Source organism: Actinomadura opuntiae (assembly GCF_030283205.1).
Classification (GTDB): domain Bacteria; phylum Actinomycetota; class Actinomycetes; order Streptosporangiales; family Streptosporangiaceae; genus Spirillospora.
This window is the reverse complement of record NZ_JASNWF010000003.1, coordinates 164,522-183,974: the sequence shown is the minus strand read 5'-3', so window position 1 is coordinate 183,974 and position 19,453 is coordinate 164,522. Positions and strand designations below refer to the sequence as shown.

Annotated in this window: 19 protein-coding genes and 1 pseudogene; 7 read left to right on the top strand and 13 right to left on the bottom strand. The window is 70.1% G+C overall.

From position 1 onward, the window contains the following. The first annotated feature begins 32 nt into the window (after positions 1 to 32). Entirely contained in the window at positions 33 to 878 is an 846-nt protein-coding gene (locus QP089_RS07170; RefSeq protein WP_285910551.1) for an integrase core domain-containing protein, read from the top strand. Here the strand turns inward: QP089_RS07170 and QP089_RS07165 are convergent. The 7 genes from QP089_RS07165 to QP089_RS07135 all read right to left on the bottom strand — a co-directional run bounded on the left by QP089_RS07165 (position 778) and on the right by QP089_RS07135 (position 7,231). Beyond that, on the bottom strand, positions 778 to 2,766 hold the full coding sequence (locus tag QP089_RS07165) for a hypothetical protein (RefSeq protein ID WP_285910550.1): 1,989 nt from the start codon (positions 2,764 to 2,766) through the stop codon (positions 778 to 780). The genes QP089_RS07170 and QP089_RS07165 overlap by 101 nt on opposite strands. Before the next feature lie 91 nt (positions 2,767 to 2,857). After that, positions 2,858 to 4,135, bottom strand: coding sequence for an MFS transporter (locus QP089_RS07160; protein ID WP_285910914.1), 1,278 nt, complete (start codon positions 4,133 to 4,135; stop codon positions 2,858 to 2,860). A 119-nt stretch (positions 4,136 to 4,254) separates the two neighbouring features. Then, complete coding sequence (locus tag QP089_RS07155; protein WP_285910549.1) at positions 4,255 to 4,473, bottom strand: hypothetical protein; 219 nt, start codon at positions 4,471 to 4,473, stop codon at positions 4,255 to 4,257. A gap of 37 nt (positions 4,474 to 4,510) precedes the next feature. Continuing rightward, a complete protein-coding gene (locus QP089_RS07150) occupies positions 4,511 to 5,092 on the bottom strand; it encodes a hypothetical protein (RefSeq protein WP_285910548.1) in 582 nt (193 codons plus the stop codon). Next, complete coding sequence (locus QP089_RS07145) at positions 5,089 to 5,751, bottom strand: putative 2OG-Fe(II) oxygenase (RefSeq protein WP_285910547.1); 663 nt, start codon at positions 5,749 to 5,751, stop codon at positions 5,089 to 5,091. Before QP089_RS07145 ends, QP089_RS07150 begins: the two co-directional genes overlap by 4 nt. Next, a complete protein-coding gene (locus tag QP089_RS07140; RefSeq protein ID WP_285910546.1) occupies positions 5,748 to 6,506 on the bottom strand; it encodes an aKG-HExxH-type peptide beta-hydroxylase in 759 nt (252 codons plus the stop codon). Before QP089_RS07140 ends, QP089_RS07145 begins: the two co-directional genes overlap by 4 nt. Next, positions 6,503 to 7,231 (bottom strand): hypothetical protein, encoded by a 729-nt coding sequence (locus QP089_RS07135; RefSeq protein WP_285910545.1) that lies wholly within the window; start codon positions 7,229 to 7,231, stop codon positions 6,503 to 6,505. The genes QP089_RS07140 and QP089_RS07135 overlap by 4 nt, the downstream gene beginning before the upstream one ends. A 282-nt stretch (positions 7,232 to 7,513) precedes the next feature. Between QP089_RS07135 and QP089_RS07130 the strand changes: the two genes are divergently transcribed. Next, a complete protein-coding gene (locus tag QP089_RS07130; protein WP_285910544.1) occupies positions 7,514 to 8,272 on the top strand; it encodes a hypothetical protein in 759 nt (252 codons plus the stop codon). Positions 8,273 to 8,435: 163 nt separating this feature from the next. Here the strand turns inward: QP089_RS07130 and QP089_RS07125 are convergent, their stop codons facing one another. Together QP089_RS07125 and QP089_RS07120 are read right to left on the bottom strand one after the other, a co-directional pair. After that, complete coding sequence (locus QP089_RS07125) at positions 8,436 to 9,788, bottom strand: MFS transporter (RefSeq protein WP_285910543.1); 1,353 nt, start codon at positions 9,786 to 9,788, stop codon at positions 8,436 to 8,438. Positions 9,789 to 9,884: 96 nt separating this feature from the next. Continuing rightward, positions 9,885 to 11,714 carry a glycoside hydrolase family 15 protein gene (locus QP089_RS07120; RefSeq protein ID WP_285910542.1) on the bottom strand — a complete coding sequence of 610 codons (1,830 nt, stop codon included), beginning with the start codon at positions 11,712 to 11,714 and terminating at the stop codon, positions 9,885 to 9,887. A gap of 163 nt (positions 11,715 to 11,877) precedes the next feature. On the opposite strand from QP089_RS07120, the gene QP089_RS48720 reads away from it, so the two are divergent. The 5 genes and pseudogenes from QP089_RS48720 to QP089_RS07095 all read left to right on the top strand — a co-directional run bounded on the left by QP089_RS48720 (position 11,878) and on the right by QP089_RS07095 (position 16,364). Continuing rightward, the gene (locus QP089_RS48720; RefSeq protein WP_353070557.1) at positions 11,878 to 12,825 is read left to right on the top strand and encodes a DUF308 domain-containing protein; all 948 of its coding nucleotides are present in this window, start codon (positions 11,878 to 11,880) and stop codon (positions 12,823 to 12,825) included. 449 nt (positions 12,826 to 13,274) lie between these two features. Then, positions 13,275 to 13,565, top strand: a pseudogene (locus QP089_RS48715) (diacylglycerol/lipid kinase family protein); the annotation flags it as partial. A gap of 250 nt (positions 13,566 to 13,815) precedes the next feature. After that, positions 13,816 to 14,208 carry a diacylglycerol kinase family protein gene (locus tag QP089_RS07105; protein ID WP_285910539.1) on the top strand — a complete coding sequence of 131 codons (393 nt, stop codon included), beginning with the start codon at positions 13,816 to 13,818 and terminating at the stop codon, positions 14,206 to 14,208. 371 nt (positions 14,209 to 14,579) lie between these two features. Then, positions 14,580 to 15,311, top strand: a complete 732-nt coding sequence (locus tag QP089_RS07100) for a YhjD/YihY/BrkB family envelope integrity protein (RefSeq protein ID WP_285910538.1) — start codon at positions 14,580 to 14,582, stop codon at positions 15,309 to 15,311. Between the two features lie 624 nt (positions 15,312 to 15,935). After that, positions 15,936 to 16,364: an integrase core domain-containing protein gene (locus tag QP089_RS07095; RefSeq protein ID WP_285910537.1), complete on the top strand. Its 429-nt coding sequence runs from the start codon at positions 15,936 to 15,938 to the stop codon at positions 16,362 to 16,364. 578 nt (positions 16,365 to 16,942) lie between these two features. Here the strand turns inward: QP089_RS07095 and QP089_RS07090 are convergent. The 4 genes from QP089_RS07090 to QP089_RS07075 all read right to left on the bottom strand — a co-directional run bounded on the left by QP089_RS07090 (position 16,943) and on the right by QP089_RS07075 (position 19,270). Beyond that, positions 16,943 to 17,281, bottom strand: a complete 339-nt coding sequence (locus QP089_RS07090) for a transposase (protein ID WP_285910536.1) — start codon at positions 17,279 to 17,281, stop codon at positions 16,943 to 16,945. Further along, positions 17,268 to 17,564 (bottom strand): transposase, encoded by a 297-nt coding sequence (locus QP089_RS07085; RefSeq protein WP_285910913.1) that lies wholly within the window; start codon positions 17,562 to 17,564, stop codon positions 17,268 to 17,270. Before QP089_RS07085 ends, QP089_RS07090 begins: the two co-directional genes overlap by 14 nt. A gap of 352 nt (positions 17,565 to 17,916) precedes the next feature. Next, entirely contained in the window at positions 17,917 to 18,369 is a 453-nt protein-coding gene (locus QP089_RS07080) for a hypothetical protein (protein WP_285910535.1), read from the bottom strand. 379 nt (positions 18,370 to 18,748) lie between these two features. Next, a complete protein-coding gene (locus tag QP089_RS07075; RefSeq protein WP_285910534.1) occupies positions 18,749 to 19,270 on the bottom strand; it encodes a hypothetical protein in 522 nt (173 codons plus the stop codon). Positions 19,271 to 19,453: the final 183 nt, after the last annotated feature.

Here is a 19,453-nt window from a genome sequence, read left to right as displayed (position 1 = left end):
CCGCCCGCTTCCCCGAAGAAGGATGATGCGCGATGTCCGCTCCCGCCGACCCGACCGTGGTGCATCCGATGCCCGGCCAGCCGCGGGTGGTGCTGCTGAAGCCGCTGGTCACCTCCCCGCTGATCGAGGTCGGGGAGTTCTCCTACTACGACGATCCGGACGACCCGACCGCCTTCGAGCACCACACCCGCCGCATCCGGGCTCTGGGCGCCACCGCCCACCTCACCGCAGCTTGGGTGACCCAGGCGGCGCGGAACCTGGTCATGGACCTTCAGGACGCCGGTTGCCGGGCACGGTTCCTGACCCGCGACCGGGACGGCAAGTTCCCTGGCCTGTTCGACGCCGTCCTGGCCGATGCCGGCATCCAGACGGTGGTTTCTGGGGTGCGGATGTCCAGGATGAAGGCGGTGATGGAGCGGTGGGTGCAGACCTGCCGCCGGGAGCTCCTCGACCGCACGCTGATCTGGAACCAGCGGCACGTGCTCCACGCCCTCCGTGAGTTCGAGACCTTCTTCAACCAGCATCGACCTCACCAGGGCATCGCCAACGCACGCCCGTTGAAGCCGCTACCCCCTTCTTCGCCCGGACGGCGGCTGCGTCCACGATCGTGCTTCTCCAGTCGACCATGCCGCAGCCGCCCAACCCGTCCAACACGGCCCGGTGCATCAGAACCAACCGACGCGCCGGCTCTGACAACACCACAGTCCGACATCATCCCGGCCGATCACCGAGAGACCACGTGGGACACGTTCCTAGGCGTCACCGCTGGCGCTGGGGTTACGGGCTCGGCGCCGCACGCTGACGGTGTTCTGCTCGGGAGCCGAGGTAGCAGCATCGCAGTCCGGTCCGCACGTGTGAGCGCAGCTCGGCACCGATGAGCGGGTCGGCGTCGGTGATCCGGTCGAGGGCACGCCGGATGGCCTTCCCCACGGCGATCCGGGCCCGCTCGTCGTTGTCGGCGAACCGGCGCGCCCGGCCGCCGAGCCCGGTGGCCGAGGCCAGCTCGGCGATGAGCCAGTCCCGTTCGCGCTGCAGGTCCGCGGCACGGTCCGGGTCGCCGGCCATCTCGGATCGGTCGGCCTGGTCCTGTAAGTCCGCAAGCCGTTGCCTGTACTGGCGCTTCGCGGCCTCGTCCAGCAGCGGTTGGCCGGTCGTGGCGGGGCGTGCCGCGTCCTGCCCGCCGTGACCGGCCGCGAGGTCGGCCGCGGGGATCTCCTGGCCCGGATTGGCCATCAGTACCGCCAGGTACTCCAGGCCCAGGCAGTGATCGACGGTTGTGGCCCGTCCGCCCAGCTCGACATCCCAGCGCGTGCCGCGGCGCCGGCACATCGCCGGGGTTCCGCGCCCGGGCGCACCGGCATCGCCGTCCCGGAGGCGCGCGGTGCCTCGTTCGATGCCGGGCGGCGGCATGTGCAGTTCCGCGGCCTCCTCGGCGGCGGCGATCAGCTCCGCGTCGGCCGCGGCCAGGTCCTGGGACCGGCCCGGCAGAGCGAGCGCATGGGCGAGGCGGGCACGCGAGAGCGCGGTGGCGGGCCGGTGCCCGAGTGTCATGTTGTCCTGGACGGCCGCGCGCAGGTGCCGGACCGCGGCGCTGGTGTCGCAGGTGGTCAGCGCGGCCATCCCCAGGCAGTGGTGGACCGAGCCCAGGCAGGTGATCCCGTGCCCCGCGATCACCGGGAGCCGGGCGTAGGGCGCCAGCAGAGCCGCCGCCTCGGCCGCGGCGCCGGTGTCGTTGAGCAGCCAGGCCGTCTCGGTGACGCAGTACATCGTCAGGAGCCAGGTCGCCGCCTGCGGAAGGGCGGCCAGCCCGCGGCCGCGCAGCCGGGCGAGCATGCTCGTGGCCAGCGGACGGTCGCCCGCCGAAGCCGCGGCGAGCGCCAGGGACGCGTACGTGGAGTAGTCGGTCTCGCTGAGCGTGGGCGAGTCCACCAGGTCCGACAGCATCGGCCGGAGCTCGGCGATGCGGCCCTGGAACCAGCGGATCGTGCCGAGCTGCCCGCCGTACCAGGCCCGGGCGTTGACGCCCGCGGCGGTGGCGCCGCGCTCGGCCCACGCGTCGGCCGCCGCACCGGCCGCCGCGAGCCGGCCCGCGCGGACGCCCAGCATCACCTCGATCACCTCCACCATGGCCCGGACGGCCCGGTGCTCGTGGATCGCGAGGTGTTCGCGCAGTTCGGCCAGGCTGCGGGCGGCGTGCGGGTGGGCGTCGAGGAAGAGGTCGACGGTGTGCAGCAGCAGACCCACCAGCAGGTCGCCGGGACGGCCCGTCCTGGACGCCTCGCCGATCAGCTCCTGGGCCAGTTCCAGTCGCAGCGGCCCGTGCCCGGGACCCATCGCGCAGTAGTGCGCCAGCGTGAGGGCCTCCACCTTGGCCACTCTGTCCCCGGCGGTGCGGGCCTCGGCGACCTGCGCGAGGATCGGGCCGGGCTCCCCGGTGCGGTACGCCCGTTCGGCTGTGAGCCTGATGCGCAGCCGCAGCGCCAGGACCGACCGGGGGGCCAGGCGGCGCAGCGCGGCGCGTTGCCGGGTCCGGGTCGCCGCCGCGTCCGCCACCGTGCGCTGCTCCTGCGCCCAGATCCCGCCCAGCCCCAGCGCGGCGCGGGCCAGCGTGTCCGGGTCGTCGCTGTGTTCGGCCTCGTCGTAGGCCGCCGCGAAGAGGCCGCGGGCCGTCCACGGGTCGCCGTCCACCAGCAGCGCGTGTTCTGCTGCCAGTAAGGCCGTCGTCCCGTTCTCCGCGACGCCGTCGCCCAGGTCGCCACTGCCCATGACGACCGAACCCGGCCCTGGTGATGTCCTCACAGCTGACCCCCGTGCGAGACCGCCGACGTCTAGGGCACGGCGGTGATCCCGCCCGGGTTCAGCCCGCAGCCCGGTCGGACATGGCCGGAACCGGCACCGGCGGGGGAGTGGCGCGCAGCGCGCGGACGTCGGGGACGCTGTAGGCGGCGGCCGCGGCCAGCAGGGCGACGACAGCACAGCCGCCGAGGACGACCGGCGCGCCCAGGACCGCGGCGGCCGGGCCCGCGCCGACCATCGCGACCGGCACCAGGACGGTGCCGATGAGGGCGATGAGGGACTGGACGCGGCTGATGTGCTCCTCGGGCAGCCACGCGCCCAGCGCCGACTGGTACACGACCAGCTCCAGCGTGCCGCCGGCCCCGCACACCACGGCGGCGACGGCGACAAGCGGGAACGGCAGTCCCGCGGCCATGGCGCCCAGCAGCGTCGCCTCGGGCAGCATGACCAGGCAGCAGATCAGGCCGGGCCGTTGCGGGCGGACCAGCACCGCGGTGATCGACCCGGCGGCGAGCCCCGCGCCCAGCGCGCTACTGAACAGCCCCCAGGTGACCGCCCCGTCATAGCGGTCGGCCGCCCACACCGGCCCGAGCACGGTGATGCAGGTGGCCCACAGGGCCGAGGACGTCGCCGACAGCAGCGCGATGGCCGCGACCCAGCGCAGGCCGACGAGCACCCGCCAGCCTTCGGCGATCTCGGCGCGGAACCGGGCGGCGGGACGCGGCCGGACGGGCGGCACCGCCAGCCCGCCGAACAGCAGCCCCGACAGCAGGAACGAGGCCGCGTCCCACGCCAGCACCCAGCCCGGGCCGCTGAAGGCGATCACGACGCCGGCGATCGGCGGGCCGCCGATCGCGACCATGTTGTTGGAGATCTGCGCCAGCCCGTTGGCGTCGGGCAGTGCTTCCTTGTCCACCAGCTGCGGCAGCAACCCCCTCGCCGCGGGACCGAAGAACGCCGTGACGGCGCCCTGGAGCAGTTGCAAGGCCGCCAGCGCGGTCACCGACGCCGATCCGGTCAGCACCAGAACGGCGACGGTGCCCTGCACGGCGGCGCTGGCGTACTGGCAGCAGGCCAGCACCGTCCGGCGCGGATACCGGTCCGCGACGACGCCGCCGACCGGAGACAGCGCCATGAACACGATCGGGCCGCCCACCAGGACGAGACCGATTCCGGTGGCGCCGCCACCGATGCCCAGCACGGCGTAGGCGGCCGCGATCGGCGCGACCGTCGAACCGGTCACCGAGACCCAGCGGGCCGCGAAATAGCGTCTCCATGCCGGGTTTTCGCGCGCCAGGGCGATCGCCCCGGCCAGTCGGCGGGGGAGGGGTCGGGGCATCCTCACCGGCTGCTCCGTGGATCGGTGTTCACGGCGTTCACCTTTCTGGGCGGCGGACGTGGGTGGGCCCCGGTCCCATCGTCGCGCGATGGGACCGGGGCCGCTGGAGAACTGGCCGGTCAGGCCGACTGCAGCTCGGCGGTCGGGAGGCTGGTCCTGGTCGCGGTGCGCAGCGCGTGGTTGTCCTGCATCCCCTTGTCGCAGCTGGTCTCGGGGATGATGGCGCCTGAGCGGGCGGCCTCAAGGTAGGCGTCGACGTCGGTCTCCTCGAGGCCGAGGCCGAGCGCCGGGCCGGCCAGCCGCAGGCTGGTGGCGGCGCGTTCGGTGGGCTGTGCCATGGTGCGTTTCCTTTCCTGGACGTCCGGCCCGGCGGATTTACCGGGCCGAAGCAGCGATCGCGACGATGAGCCGCTGGCCGTTCTCCACGGGAACGACCGAGGTGGTGAGCCATCCGGGGGCGACGACCATGACGCCGCGCGAGGGCCGGGCCAGGATCGCCCGGCCCCAGGGCAGGCCGGGCACGGCCGTCTGGTCGCTGGCCGGCCGGGGATCGGCCAGGGCCAGGCAGCCCGACTCGCGGGCGGCGGGCGCCGGGGTCGCGGCGAGGTAGCACCAGCCGGCCCACGTGGCGGGCCGGGCCTCGGCGGGGACACCGTGGCCCGCCTCCCAGACCTGCACGGTGAGGTCCACGTCGCCGGCGGTGCGCTTGCGGTCGGCCGCCGCGTCCATCGCCTCGGCGAACAGTGCGGCGAGGCGGCGCGGGTCGTTCAGGGCCTCGTCCGCCGGGATCTCCCGGCAGGCCGCACCGCCGGTGGTGCCGGGCGGGTCCATGGCCGTCAGATCCGGCCGGACGATGCCGTCCAGGTCGACGTTGCCGACCAGGACACTGGTTCCCCACAGCAGCCGGACGGGCGAGGGGTCGGCCGCGCTGGGCGCGATGAGCGTGGAGGCGGTCATGACATGCCCGCCCAGTCCTTGTCGTAGGCGACGTTCCAGGCGACGCAGATGCGCCGGCCGCCGCCGGTGAGGGTGGCCTGCACCGAGTGCGGCAGCCATCCGGGGAAGGCCACCATCCGGCCGGGCACCGGCTCCACCCGGTAGACGCCCTGGGAGGCGAAGCGGGCCACCGCGGCGGGCCGCGGGTCCAGCAGCTGCAGGTAACCGGCCTCGCCGGTGTCGCCGCCGTCGCCGGACTCGACGTAGAACACCCCGGACCAGGCGGAGTCGTGGTGGGTGTGCGGGCGCAGGCTGCCGCCCTCGGCGTAGACCACCGTCCACGCCTCGGCGATCACCTCCTGGGTGACCTCGTCGGCCGCCTCTCCCAGGGTGGCGCGGGTGAGCGCGCTGACGGCGTCGACGATCCGGCCCTTGAACCAGTCCACGATCGGGTCGTCCCACTGCAGGATGTCCTGGTTGGCCTTCGTCGCGGTGATGACCCCGAAGTTCGACGCCTCGGGATCGGTGCCGGTGCGTTCCAGGATGAGGTCACGGAACGATGGGAGGAGCTCACCGGCCGAGGCGATGTCGGCGACGTAGAGGGGGCTGCCCCAGGCCGCGAACGGCGCGAACCGGTCGGGGCGCCGTGCGGGCGCGGGACTGGGTGCTGTGAGGGTCATGTGGTCTCCTGCAGTCGGCGGACGAACGCGCGTCCGATGTCGGTCAGGTCAGAGGCGGCCCGGTCGAGCAGGTCCAGGCAGCCGGCCCGGTACACCGCCAGGTGCGCGAGGCGGCCGGGTGGGGCGTCGCCGCACACCCGGTACATGCGCGTCAGCGCGGTCGCGACGTGCGCGGCGCCCAGCACCTCGGCCGGCGAGCGGTCCGCGGTGCCCGAGGGAAGCGTGCGGCGCGCGGCACCGGGCCGCTGGAGCCGCCACACCTCCTCGATCAGGTAGAGCCACTGGTGCGCCAGCTCGTGCAGGAGCTGCTCGCGGACCTCCAGCGGCGCGTCGAAGGCGGCGCGGGCCAGCAGGACGTGTTGCGGCCACGCTTTGGACGAGGCGGAGATCGCACCGCCGTCGGGATGCAGCAGCGCGTACCTGACCGGCAGGTCCAGCAGCGGCCCCCACTCCGGGACGGCGGCGGCCAAGCCTGCGCGGGCCTGCGCGACCTGGCCGCGCTGGACCCGGGTGAGCGGCCGGGCGGGCATCGCCGGTCCGTCGACCAACGTCAGTGCCCGCGCCGGGGCGAGCCAGCCCTCCAGCGTCCGCTCCGACAGCCCCCGGGTCCGGCCCTGCCGCTCGGCCAGGACGTGCCGGGCCGCCGCGGCCGCCGCCAGCAGCCGCCGGGAGCGGAACCCGTCGTCCACGAAGGGCAGGCCGCCGAGGTCGGCGAGCGGATCGGTACAGGTGATCGCGGGTGCAGGGCCGCTCATCGGATCTCCTCGGTGGTGAGGATGTGGCCGGTGAGCGCGGGATGCTCGTCCAGAGGGCGGTCGTCCAGGCCGGCCACGAAGAGCCCGACGCCCGCGCGGCGGCCGACCTGCAGGCATGGCAGCCGGCGCTCGGCTCCGGGCACGGGAGTCCAGTACCGGGCCGGAGGGGGCGTCATCGCCGCGAGAACGTCCGGTCCGCAGGAGACGCCCTCATAGGCGTCGTGGCCGAACCGTACGTGACCCATGTCGAAGTCATCGATCAGGACGACACCGGCGCGGATCGCCGCCAGTTCCCGCGGCAATGGCCACGCGCCCCAGTGCGCGTCCAGGAAGTAGAAGGGCCGGTCGAACGCCTCGGCCGCGTCCGCGATCAGCGCGGGGGAGTCTTGGCAGGTGACCGTGACGTTCGGCAGGTCGCGCACCCGGTGCGCGGTGAACCGCGCGTACTCGGGATCGATGTCGCAGGTCATGACCGCCAGGCCGGGGTAGCGGCGCCCCAGGTAGGCGGCGGTGTCCCCCAGATGGCAGCCGGTCTCGACGACCGCGTCGCAGCCGTAGGCGTCGATCAGGTCATCGACCAGCAGGGCGACGGTGACATCGAAGCCGAACGGGCCCCCGCCGCCGGCCAACCGCTCCTGACCCGCGCGGATCGTCCGATAGAACACGCGCAGGACTTCATCGGTGGCGTCCTGCGGGGCCAGGAACTGCCGTGCGTCCGTACCCACGCCGCACGGCACCGGGGCCCGCCCGCTCGGGTTCCGAGCTGATCTCGCCATGAGCCTCTCCACGGATCTCGCGATCCGGAGGCGCCTTTCCCGCCGGACCTGTCACCCAGAAGGCGTTCCAGCCCGGTTCCATGACCCCGTTCCAGCCCGTTCCAGCCGTGCCACGGAGTTGCTCGGAGACGCCCGCTGTGCCTGCCGAAAACTACGTCCGTGCAGGTGAGACGTGCAGGACGTGGACTCCGACACGGGGCTTGATCAGTCGCATGGACAGGCCGCGGCGAGGTGGAGCGGCCGGACACGGTGCTGCGTTGGCACCGAGACCTGATCGCCGGTCGGTATGCTGCCCGCTCGAAACCCAAGCGGCCAGGCCGGCCACTGACCGTCCGTTCCATCCGGCTGCTGGTTCTGCGTTTGGTGCGGGAGAACCCGGGCTGGGGCTACCGGCGGGTGCGCGGCGAGTTGCTGGTGCTCGGCATCAAGGTGGCGCCTTCCACTGTCTGGCGGATCCTCAACGGCGCTGGCGTCGATCCGGCGCCTGAGCGTTCCGCCACCACCTGGGCCGGTCTCCTGCGCTCCCAGGCCGAGGTGCTGCTGGCGTGTCACTTCCTGGAGACCGTGACTCTCACCGTCGCCCGCATGTACGTGCTGGAGGTCATCGAGCACCACACCCGCCGCGTCCGGGTTCTGGGCGCCACCGGCCACCCGACCACAGCGTGGGTGACCCAAGGGGCGCGGAACCTGGTCATGGATCTGCAGGACGCCGGCTGCCGGGCACGGTTCCTGATCCGCGACCGCGATGGTAAGTTCCCCGACTTGTTCGACGCCGTCTTGGCCGATGCGAATATCCGGGTGGTGCTGACCAGGGCGCGGATGCCCAGGATGAACGCGGTGATGGAGCGGTGGGTACAGACCTGCCGCCGTGAACTGCTCGACCGGACTCTGATCTGGAACCAGCGTCACCTGCTCCACGCCTCCGCGAGTTCGAGACCTTCTACAACGAGCATCGGCCTCCTCAGGGCATCGCCAACGCCCGCCCGCTGAAGCCGCTGCCTTCAGCGATCACCGAACCGAACCAGATCGCTCACCTGAACATCCGAAGAAGGCAACGGCTGAGAGGGATTCTCAACGAGTACGAACATGCTGCTTGACCTGCGCGGACGAGGTTTTCGGCAGGGACAACCTCGCCATCCCGGGCGACGCCGCCTCAGCCGGGTCTTGCGGTGGTGGCGGTGCCGGTCCGCGGCAGGAAAAGGGCACTGACGAGGCCGATGACACCGATCACGGCCAGCGTGATCATCGCTGCCGCGTAGGCGTGCTTGGAAAGCCCGGCGACGAGGATGGTGCCGGCTATGGCGGTGCCGAGCGAGGAACCGAGGTTGGAGACGCTGCGGGACAGACCGGATATCTCACCTTGCCGGCCCTCTCCGAAACTCGACTGCACGACGTTGACGGACGGGGTGAGCATCACGCCGATGCCCAGTCCGGTCAGCAGGAGGCCGGGAGCGAAAGCCCAGGGATCCGAGAGAGCGTGCACCATGGCGATCAGGACGGCGATGCCGGCGATGGTGACGGCGAAGCCCGAGACGATGAGGGTCCGCTGCGCCCGCCGCCTGGCGAGCCGTTCGGCCGTCAGCGACGACGCCAGCAGGCCCACGGTGGCCGCAGTGAAGATCACTCCGGTCCGGACGGCATCGTAGTGCCGCACGACCTGCAGGTAAGCGGCGACCGTGAACGAGGTCCCCATGAGCATGAGCCATTGGACGTTCTGGGTCACGAGCCCGAGATTGGACGTCCGGTCGCGGAACAGGCTCGTCGACAGAAGCGGCTCCTCACCGGCGCGTTCACGGGCGCGGATCCACCGGAGGAACCAGGCGAGGACGAGCGCTCCGGCGACGAGCAGACCCAGCGTGAGCCAGGCGTTGTTCTTGGCCGCCAGGACGCCGGCCACGATCAGGATGAGGCCGATGGCCGACAGTACCGCCCCCCGGACGTCGAAGGGACGCGCCGGATCGGGGGGCACGGGGTCCCGGACCGCCCTGCCCAGGATGATGATCAGCACGATCACGAGCGCCTGGAAGACGAAGGCCGCCCGCCAGCTGAGAGCCGTGGTGATCAGCCCTCCGATCAGCGGCCCCGCAGCTGCGCCGATGCCCCCGAAGGCCGTGATCGCCCCGAAGGCGCGGGCGCGCGAGGCCAGGTCCGAGAACATCAGGGTCGTCAGGATGTAGACGGGAGGTATCAGCAGGGCGGTGCCGGCCCCCTCCAGCAGCGAGTTGCCGAGGATGAGGACGCCGAGGCCGGGTGACGCCGCGGACAGCAGGGCGCCCGCACCGTAGACGATGAGGCCGGCCATCAGGCATCGCTTCCGGCCGTAACGGTCGGTCAGCTTGCCGCCGGGGATCATCAGGGCCGCCATCACCAGTAGGAAGGCGGTGATGGCGATCTGCACGCCCTGGACCGTCGTGTCGAGGTCGCGGCTGATGTCATTGATCATGACGTTCATGTTCGACCCGGCGAAGCTGCAGATGAACTGGGCGAGTGCGAGCGGGAGCAGCACCCTTTGCGAACGGACCGGCGATTCCGGGGATGTTCGTGTCTCATCCACCGGCGTCGACCTCTCTCCAGGCTCCGAGGGAGTCAGCCCCGCAGCGCGTCATCGGTCGCTCGCCTGCTCGATGCGATCGTTGAGCGCCACGGCCGCCGAGATGAGGGCGAGATGCGTGAACGCTTGGGGGAAGTTCCCCAGTTGCTCCCCGGTGGGCCCGATCTCTTCTGCGAAAAGGCCGACATGGTTGGCGTAGGTGAGCATCTTGTCGAACGCGTAACGGGCCTGCCGCAGCCGGTCGGCCTTCGCGAGCGCCTCGATGTACAGGAAGCTGCAGAGGCAGAATGTGCCCTCCGAGCCGCGCAGCCCGTCCGGTGATGCCTCGGGGTTGTACCGGTAGACGAGGCTGTCGCTCACCAGCTCCCGCCCGATCGCGTCGAGCGTCGACAGCCAGGCCGGGTCGCGGGGCGGGACGAAGCCGACTTTCGGCATGAGCAGGATCGATGCGTCCAGTACATCGGTGTCGTAGTGCTGAACGAAGGCTTGGCGCCCGTCGTGCCAGCCCCGCTCGATGATCTGCTGGAAGATCGCGTCCCGCGTTCCGGTCCACCGCGCGACGTCGGCCGGACGGGAGCAGGCCGTCGCCAGGCGGATGCTCCGGTCGAAGGCGACCCAGGTCATCAGTCGGCTGTAGGTGAAGTCCTTGCGTCCGCCGCGGGTCTCCCAGATTCCCTCGTCCGGCCTGTCCCAGTGGTCGGCGAGCCAGTCGATGACCTTCGTGACGTCTTCCCACTCCCGGATTCCGCCGATGTCGCCGGACTGGGCCAGGGCGTAGACGGCCTCCCCGTAGATGTCGAGCTGGATCTGATCGGCGGCCGCGTTGCCCGCGCGTACGGGCGCCGATCCCCGGTAGCCCTCCAGGTGGTCGAGAACCTCCTCGGTGAGGTGGGGCTCACCGTCGATCCTGTACATGATCTGCAGCGGCTCGCCCGAGGCGGTGCCGCCGGAGGCGAGGCGGTCGCGTAGCCACCCGCGGAAGGCCGCCGCCTCCTCGGCGAATCCGAGATCGAGAAGGGCCCGCACGGAGAGCGAGGCGTCGCGGATCCAGGTGTAGCGGTAGTCCCAGTTGCGTTCGCCTCCGACCTGTTCCGGCAGGCCCATGGTCAGTGCCGCGATCGGGGCGCCCGTGGGGGCGTAGGTGAGGAGCTTCAAAGTGATCGCCGACCGGTTCACCATGTCCTGCCAGCGGCCTCGGTAGGTCGACCTGCGGAGCCAGCGGAGCCAGAACGCGTTGCAGGTTTCGAACTCGGCCGCAACGTTGGCGGCCGATGGTGCGGCGGGCCTCGGTGCGCCCGCCGTGTCGCTGGTCAGGACGAACGCCGCCGTCTCGCCGGCCTCGAGACGGAACCGCGACGTGATGTCGCCTTCCACCGCTTCGAGCGTGACGGGCCCGACAGCCTGGAGATGCAGGTCCGTACCCGGCCCCCGGAACACCGCGGAATCCTCACCGGGCCGGACCAGTTCGTGGGACGCCCTCGCGTAGTCGAACCGCGGACGGCAGTCGAAAGCGAAGGCGAGACCGCCGCGGACGACCCGCACGACCCTGATGAGACGGTGCCTGCCGGTCGGCTCGGCCGACTCGATCGGCACCATGAAATCCGCGATCTCTCCGACGCCCTCGGGCGCCATGAACCTGGTGATCAGGATGGCCGTATCCGACAGGTAGAGCTGCCGGACCGTCCCGCTCTTCGGTTGCTCCGGCACGGCCCTCAGTCCGCAGTGCCCCCCGCGCGCGCCGTCCAGCAGCGAGGCGAAAACGCTCGGGGAGTCGAATCGGGGCGTGCACCACCAGTCGATCGTCCCATCGGAGGACACGAGTGCGGCGGTCTGCAGATCACCGACCATTCCATGCTCGGCGATGTGGACATAGCCATCCATCAGCGACGCCTCCGATCCACATCTCGAAGCCATGCCTTCGATTCACTCTGGCAGCTGCGCTCGACTCTTCTTCTCAAAGTCGCCCCCCGGTTGGGTTATGGATTGTTTGCGCCGCTCATCTGCTTGCGTGGTGTGCCGCTCTCTGTGAGCGACGGCACGCACGGTGCCAGCGTCCGACGGCCCGTGCCAGCCGGACATCCCCCCGCGAGGAGTCTTGGCTTCCCGGCGCCCGCCCGCCTGGCCGAGCCCGAATGTCGATGTGCCACGCGCGCCACCTGCGGCGGGTGATGTCCCTGGGACACGGTCGATACGACGATTCACGCCGAGCGAGGTAAGGACCGGCATTATCGCCCCGGAGGGGAACCACCATGTCCATGACGCAGCCGAGTACCGGCGCCAATGTGCACCGATCATCCGAAGGAGTGGACAGGACCCTGCTCATGCGGCTGGCCGGCGGCGGCACGGCCCTGGCCGTCCTCGCCATAGTGCTCTCCTTCGCCCTGGGCTCGCCATCGTCGCCTGGGAGGAAGCCACCATCGGCGTCATCGCCGTCCTCATCGGGCTGCAGTTCATCGTCGGCGGCATCCTGCGCCTAGTGCAGGCCGCCTCCCCGGAGGTCGAAGCGAACTCGCGCGCTCTTCACCGTCCTCGGAGCCGCATCGCTCGTCGTGGGAGCCTCGCCCTGCGTGACGTGCCCCAGACCCTCACGGTGCTGGCCGTCATCGTCGGCATCGCCTGGCTGGTCGGAGGCGTCGTCGAGTTCGTCGTCGCGCTCTCCGACAGAGCCCGCACCGGACGGGACTGGGACTCGCCGTGGCGGTCCTCTCCGTACTCGCCGGGATCGACCGTCGAGGGCGTTCATGTGCTGCCCGCCGCAGAGGACGCCGGGGATGCCATCGCGGACATTCCCAGCGGAACCGCCGCGGCGCTCCTGCTGATCGAGAACCACTGGGCGGTGGCGCTGCGTGACGCGATCATGCGTGCGAACGGCTTCCGGATCAGTGACGCCTTCGTCAGCCCGTTCGACCTCGTGGAGATCGGGCTGCACACCGCGCAGGAGGCGCGACGGCTGCAGGACATGGAGACTTCGGAGACTGCGACGGGCCGCTGAACGCCCCGCAACGGAAAGGAGCTCCACATGTTCGGAGCCAGAAGGATCGCACACCGCACCGCACGCCGCGTCGTCCGGCGGACCTAAGAACGAGCGCCGGCGGGGCGACCACCCCGCTGGCGCGGCGCGTCCGGCCCGGGGGCGGCCTTCCCCGGGCCGGACTTCTGCGCTCGATGGGGCATCGGGCGTCTCGCACAGCTCTGGTGCGACGCCGGCGTCACCCGCGTGGAGTGACGTACAGTGACCGACTGATCGATAGCGTCAAGGCGTGCCTGCATGGAATTCCGAAACGCCGGACCACCGCGACCGTGACAAGAGGCTGGCGAGGCTAGCGCTCCTGTCCGCGGCATCGACCGTCCTGACGCTCTTGCTGTCGGCAGGGGTCAGAAGCATCGCCCTCCTGGCGGTGGGAGCGGCGGCCTTGGTCGTCACGACGGTCGTTCCTCATCATGAATCCGCGGTCGGGCGGAGGCAAGGTCGAAAGGTTCGGGCTGGTGGAGAAGGCGCGTGAGCTCGGGGCCGAGGTCGTCGTGCTCGATCCCGCTCGGCCGCAGGACGTCGCGGAGCTGGCCGAGAGCGCGGTGGTCGCCGGCGCCGATCTGCTCGGGGTGGCGGGCGGCGACGGTACCCAGGCCCTGGTCGCCGCGGTCGCGGCCCGCCATGACGTGCCGTTCCTCGTCGTCTCGGCCGGCACCCGCAACCACTTCGCCCTGGATCTCGGCCTCGACCGGGACGACCCCTCCACCTGCCTGGACGCGCTCACCGACGGCGTCGACCTCCGCGTCGACCTCGGCCGCATCGCGGACCGCGCCTTCGTGAACAACGCCTCTTTCGGCGCGTACGCGACGATCGTCCAGAGCCCGGCCTACCGCGCCGACAAGGTTCGAACGGCCCTGCAGATGCTTCCCGACCTGCTCGCCGAGCACCGCGCACCGCGGTTGGAGGTCAGGGCCGGCAACGTCGTCATCGAAAATCCGCAGGCGGTCCTCGATGAGCAACAATCCCTACCAGGGCGGCGACATCGCCGGGTTGGGGCGCCGTGCTCGACTCGACGGCGGTGTCCTGGGCGTCCTCGGCGTCCGGGTGGCGAGCGCGGCCCAGGCCGCGGGGCTGCTGCGCGGCCGGCGCGGGCCGGGAGCGTCCTCGCTGACGGCCTGTGAGGTCGTCGTCGACTCCGAGGCCGCCGAGATCCGGGTCGGTGTCGACGGTGAGGCGCTCACTCTCCGGACACCCGTCGTGTGCGAGATACGGCCGGGTGTGCTGCGCGTCCGCGTGCCGCCGCACACGCGCCGGCTGGCGCCTCCGCGCCCACCGTTGGACTGGCGGCGCCTGTGGCGCCTCGCATCCGGGCGCCTGACGCGGGCAGGACCTGGGCGGCTGTGATACCGCCCAGGTCCTGACCGGCCCGCCTCAGGGGCGGGGCGGCGTTCACTCCGCCCGATGCGCGCGGCCCCCCGGGGGCCGATCGGCGGGGACGCGCGCGGCTCACCCACCAGGGATGAGATCCGGCCATGGGCATCCCGGCGCGTAAGCTGGACTGACGAGCAACGATGCGGACCGGAAGCCGCCGCCGGCACGGGCCGCACACAGGCAACGGACCGTCCTTGAGACGCCACAGGACTTCGAACGAGGCAGCACCCGAACGGCTCGGCGATCGCCGTCCCGAGCGCGTCCGGGCCGCACTCGCGCGGCTGAGCCACGTGAGCGGCGTCCGGCGTCTGGAGGGAATCGGGAAGAACCCGTTGTGGTCCCGGTTGACGGCGGTCGACTTCTTCGGCAACTCCTTCCAACTCGCCGCGCTGGCGATCCTCTGCTTTTTCCCGTTCCTCATCGTGATCACGACTGCTGCAGGGCAGGACGCCGCCACCGTGATCATCCGTTGGCTGGGGCTGGACACTCCGGCTGCACGCGCCGTCGAGGATCTCTTCGAAGCGGCCCCGGCGGCGGGCTCGTTCACCGTGCTCGGCGCGTGCCTGCTGGTCCTCGGGGCCATGGCGGTCGCCGGGACCCTGCAGAGTTGGTATCAGCGGGTCTTCGACGTGCGGAGCCGCGGGCTGCGGGATCTGCTCGCCCAGTCGTCCTGGCTCGCAGGGCTCCTCGGGTACGCCGCCGTGCAAGCCGTGCTCGGACGAGCGTCCGGCGCGCTCGGTGGGCCGATTCTGCAAGGCATGACCGGTCTGACATTGGCGACGCTGTTCTGGTGGTGGACGATGAAGGTCATGCTGGGGAAGGCCGCCGACTGGGGGTCGCTGTTCCCCTCCGCGCTGGCCACCGGCGTCTGCTGGGTCGGCCTGGGCGTCTTCTCATCCCGCTTCTTCTCGGACGAGATCGTCGCCAACAAGCAGAGCTACGGATCGATCGGCGTCGTCATGGTCATCATGTCGTGGCTGGTCGCCACCGGGGTCGTCGTCCATCTCGGCTCCGTGGTCGGCAGCCTCTACTGCGAGCGGCGCGAAACCCGCAGCGGTCCAAGGCGCCACGATTGATCAGTGCCGCCCGGCCTGACCATGGCGAGCGCGGTCCGGCCGGCACTGTGCAGGTGGGCGCAGGCAAGCGGCGTGCATGGCCGCTCGACGCGACAGAGCGACACGTCGCCTACAGGGCCCACCGAATCTCGAGAGACGCCGAGCGGTGCATGAGCGGGCCATGTACGGTCGGCGCGTCTCACCCAGGGGAACCCAAGATGGCTAATGCTGGCAGGGTTCGCCAACAGCAAACGCGCGGGCTATTACCAACTGGCCGGCCGCCATGCAGACGTTGCTTCCACGCCCACCATGGCCATACCCCTTACGGGCTTGGTCACCAGCCCGGTCGACCCCCCGGCGCTCGCCTAACCATCCTGTGCCGCTCGGATACTCGGTTTCATGCTGTGAGCTGGGATCTGCTGCGGTGCCGCGGCAGTCACTGCGACCATCTCAAGGCGTTGTTGTCTCTGCTGTACCGGTTGGTCCGGAGCCTGCTCGGCCTGCTGGTGATGCTGGTCCGGTCTGATCCGTCCAAGGACGTCGAGCTGCTGGTGCTGCGTCATGAGAACCAGGTGCTGCGCCGTCAGGTAGCAGGTCGTCCGCGCTGGGGTCATGGCGACCGGGTCTGGTTTGCGGCGTTGTCCCATGCAGCAGGCCCGCCACCTGGCCATGGACCTGGCCGACCGCATCAGCACGCTACGTTTCCTTATCCACGACCGCGACCCGGTTTTCACTGGCGCCTTCGATGAGGTGTTCAAAGCCGAAGGCGTCCGGATCATCAGGACCCCTCCGCAGACGCCGCGGATGAACGCTGTCTGCGAACGGCTGATCGGAACCCTTCGTCGCGAACTGCTGGACCGGGTGTTGGTCCTGGGGGAGCGGCACCTGGTCTTGGTGCTCGGTGAATACCTGGATCACTACAACGGCCATCGGCCGCACCCAGCTCGAAACCAACTTCCCCCGGACACCGAAGCCCAGCCCGTCCAGGACCCGGTTGAACCCAACGACCTGCGATCCATCCGGCGAAGACCCGCCGTCACGGGCGTGGTCAACGAATACCATCACGCCGCATAGCTACAGCTCAGGCCACGTAACTCACTAATCGAGCGGCACACGGTGTTAGCTTGTTCTTTATCTACCAAGATCTTCCAGGCTTGCCGATGGCCTTGAGGGTTTCGGGGCGTTTGACAGTCTTGCCGACGTCGTAGCGGGGTGCCCGGCGTCTGTTCTTGGCGCCGGGTGGACGCCCGGGACCGGTTCCTTGGGGTTTGGGAACACGAGTCGGGCAGGCGAGGTGAGCGCGGATGTTCCTGAACTCCGGCGAACCCGGGCCGGGGTGAGCCGGTCCGAGGCGGTGGGTTTCTCCCAGGGCCGACGGAGGTCGGTGGCGAGCAGTCGCGCGAGTCGGAGCTGAGTGTGAGCGACGATCAGGATCCAGGTCCAGCGGTCCGCCGCCTGGGGAGCACGGAGTCTTGGGGTGGTCCAGCCCAGGGTCTGCTTCGCGAAGCGGGAGGTGTGTTCCAGGTCGAAACGGCGGAGAAATGCCTGCCAGAAACGATCCACATCGTCGGCAGTGGCACCGATCTTCGAGGACCACAGCCACACCGGCCGAGCATCCCGGTCCTTCGACAGGTGCTCGACCTTCAGCCGTATCAACGTGCCCTTGACCAAGGGCAGTTCTCCGTCGTGGTCCAGCCATGAGGAACGGTGGTGAGCCGGGGGTGGACCCGGTCCCATGCCTGCGTTTGGGCCTTGCCGTAGTTGGTGGTGTTGGTGACCGTGGTGATCGCGGGTTCGGGCCAGGTCTGCGGCTTGGTGAAGCGGAACTCCGGGCCGTGCTTGGGCGGCCGGCCGTTGGTTCCCGGCTGACGGGGCGGCTTGGGCAGCCGCATGACGTGGTCGGACCGGACCCTGCTAACCAGCTCGACGGGTAGGTCACGCAGAACCCACGCCAGGCGGGTGACGTCATATCCGGCGTCACTGACGATCACGATATGGCTGTCTTCGCCCGGCCGTAGACGAGGCAGAACAGCCGCTCGGCCGAGCACGGCGCGTCCGAGCGAAGCCACGGTGACACATCGACCACCAGGACCGGCGCCCGCCCTTGAAACGAGGCAGCGGCAGCCCGGCCAGCACCGTCCGCAGCCGATCGAGGTCGATCCGGCCGCGGTTCAGGCCGCCGTACATCGCTCCGTGCCCACGACGATGTTCGGGCAGCAGCGTCAGATCCACCGGGGACCTCACCGCCCCGTCCGCACAAAGCACCGCCTCCATCAGCTCGAACAACTCATCGCGTCGAGCAGTCAGACACTCGTAGAACTCGCTCCGGAAGCGTGACGCTTGCGCGAACGCTTCCCTCTGGACAGCATCAGGCAGCAGACTCACCCTCACGGCCTTCGTCTCGGTCAGTGCACCTTGGTCGGAGCACATGATCAGGCGAAGGCCGCCCTCATGTCCGGCAAACCCTCAGATGAGCGACTCAGCTTGAGATGCCGTTCGAGGTGACAGCGGCCAGAGCAGAGTCCCCATGTACGGCCAGTTAGGTGAGCACTCTCTGTGACTGCCCTTGAGCGTCAGGGTCGTTCGCCAAAGGGCCGGGGAGTGGCCGGTCGTGTTCGTTGCCGACTTACCCGATCGCCTTCCACCGGACCCAGGTGTCGATCCCCTCGGCCCGGTAGCGGGCGCCCGGGCCGAACCGCCACTCGGCCACCAGGCGCAGCGCATCAGCCGGCGCCCGGCGGTGCGGCATGAGCAACGATGTCAGCTCGTCATACCGCGCGTCGATCCCTCCGTGCCCTGGATGGCTGTCCACCTCGGCCTCTCCGGCCTCATAACGCCGGTTCCACTCGACATAGATGACCCATTGCTCGCGTTCCATCGCCGCAACGTCGTCGCTCGCGGGCCACACGTAGTACTCAACTTCATCAACCATGTCGAGCTGGTTGAGGCTTTGGAAGTAGTGCATCTTGCCGTCTACCTCGGCAAGACCTGCGCGTACGCCGTCATACCGATCCAGTTCGACGAGGACACGCCGAAAGCCGTCGGCAACGAGTCGATCTTCGCTCCAAGTCTCAGCCACATCGGCAGACTAGCGTCCGCCACCTTCACGAACTTTCCCCAGATGCACGCCAGGCTGGATTCACACAGAGTGACGAGTGACGGCTAGGTGCCTCCCCACCATCTGGCCGCCGGTGGGGAATTCCTAACTGGGCGCTGACATCGAGGCCGGTAGATAAGGAACAAGCTGAGTGAGTGTCCTTAAACCTGGGCCTTGGGTTTTGATCTTGTGGCGGTAGTTGGGTTTGGCGTTGTGGGCTTGGCCGTGCGGCCCGTCTCGGCGTTGTCGTGGTGGGTGAGGGATCTTGTCTGGTGTGTGGGCGTGTTCTGCTTGGTGGGATGCGCAGGGACGCGGTGTTTGCTCCGGTGTTGGCGGTGGCGGGAGGTGCCAGGCCGGGTACCTACGGGATGAACTGCACGTCCAAGAAGACCTCGTGCTTGTCACCGTTGGCGGTCGTCTCCTCGCCCTGGTACCGGATGGTTCCGCTCACGACGTGGAAGTTGAGCAGCGTGTTGTCGCCGACGTCATGCCGTCCGCAGGAGAGCTGGTTCGCCACCATCGCCGGACGCATGGAAAAGCCGTAGTAGAGGCCGGAATTGATCGGGGTGTCGACGTGGGGCAAGCCGACCTGCGACCCGATCTCGTACGAGGCGCCGATGGTATCGCGGCAGAGCACGCTCGACCATCGCTGGTCGGCCCAGGTGGCGACATTGGTGACCCCGCCGGGGTCGCTCGCGCGGAACGTGACGATGACGCGGTGCCCCGCCGACGCGTACGCCTTCGAGTTCTGCGACAGTTCTTTGGTATCGCTGGCATCCTGGTCGTAGACGGCCCAGGTGAGTTCCGACGTCGCGGGCGGCTTGTCGCATTCGGCGGCGAGGGTGAACGGAAGTATGATCGCCGCCAGACCGAAACAGGCCATCCGCCCGACCGTAGCCCTCGTCATGATCTTCTCCCCTGCCGCCGGGGCGAATTTGCGCGCCTACAGGGATGACAGTATCCGACCCCGGTATACGCGGCGCGGTACGGCCACACCTGGTCCGCCCGAGTCCGGATCACCACCTAGACCACCACCGCCGCCCCTGACGACCCATGGCCGGGCGAC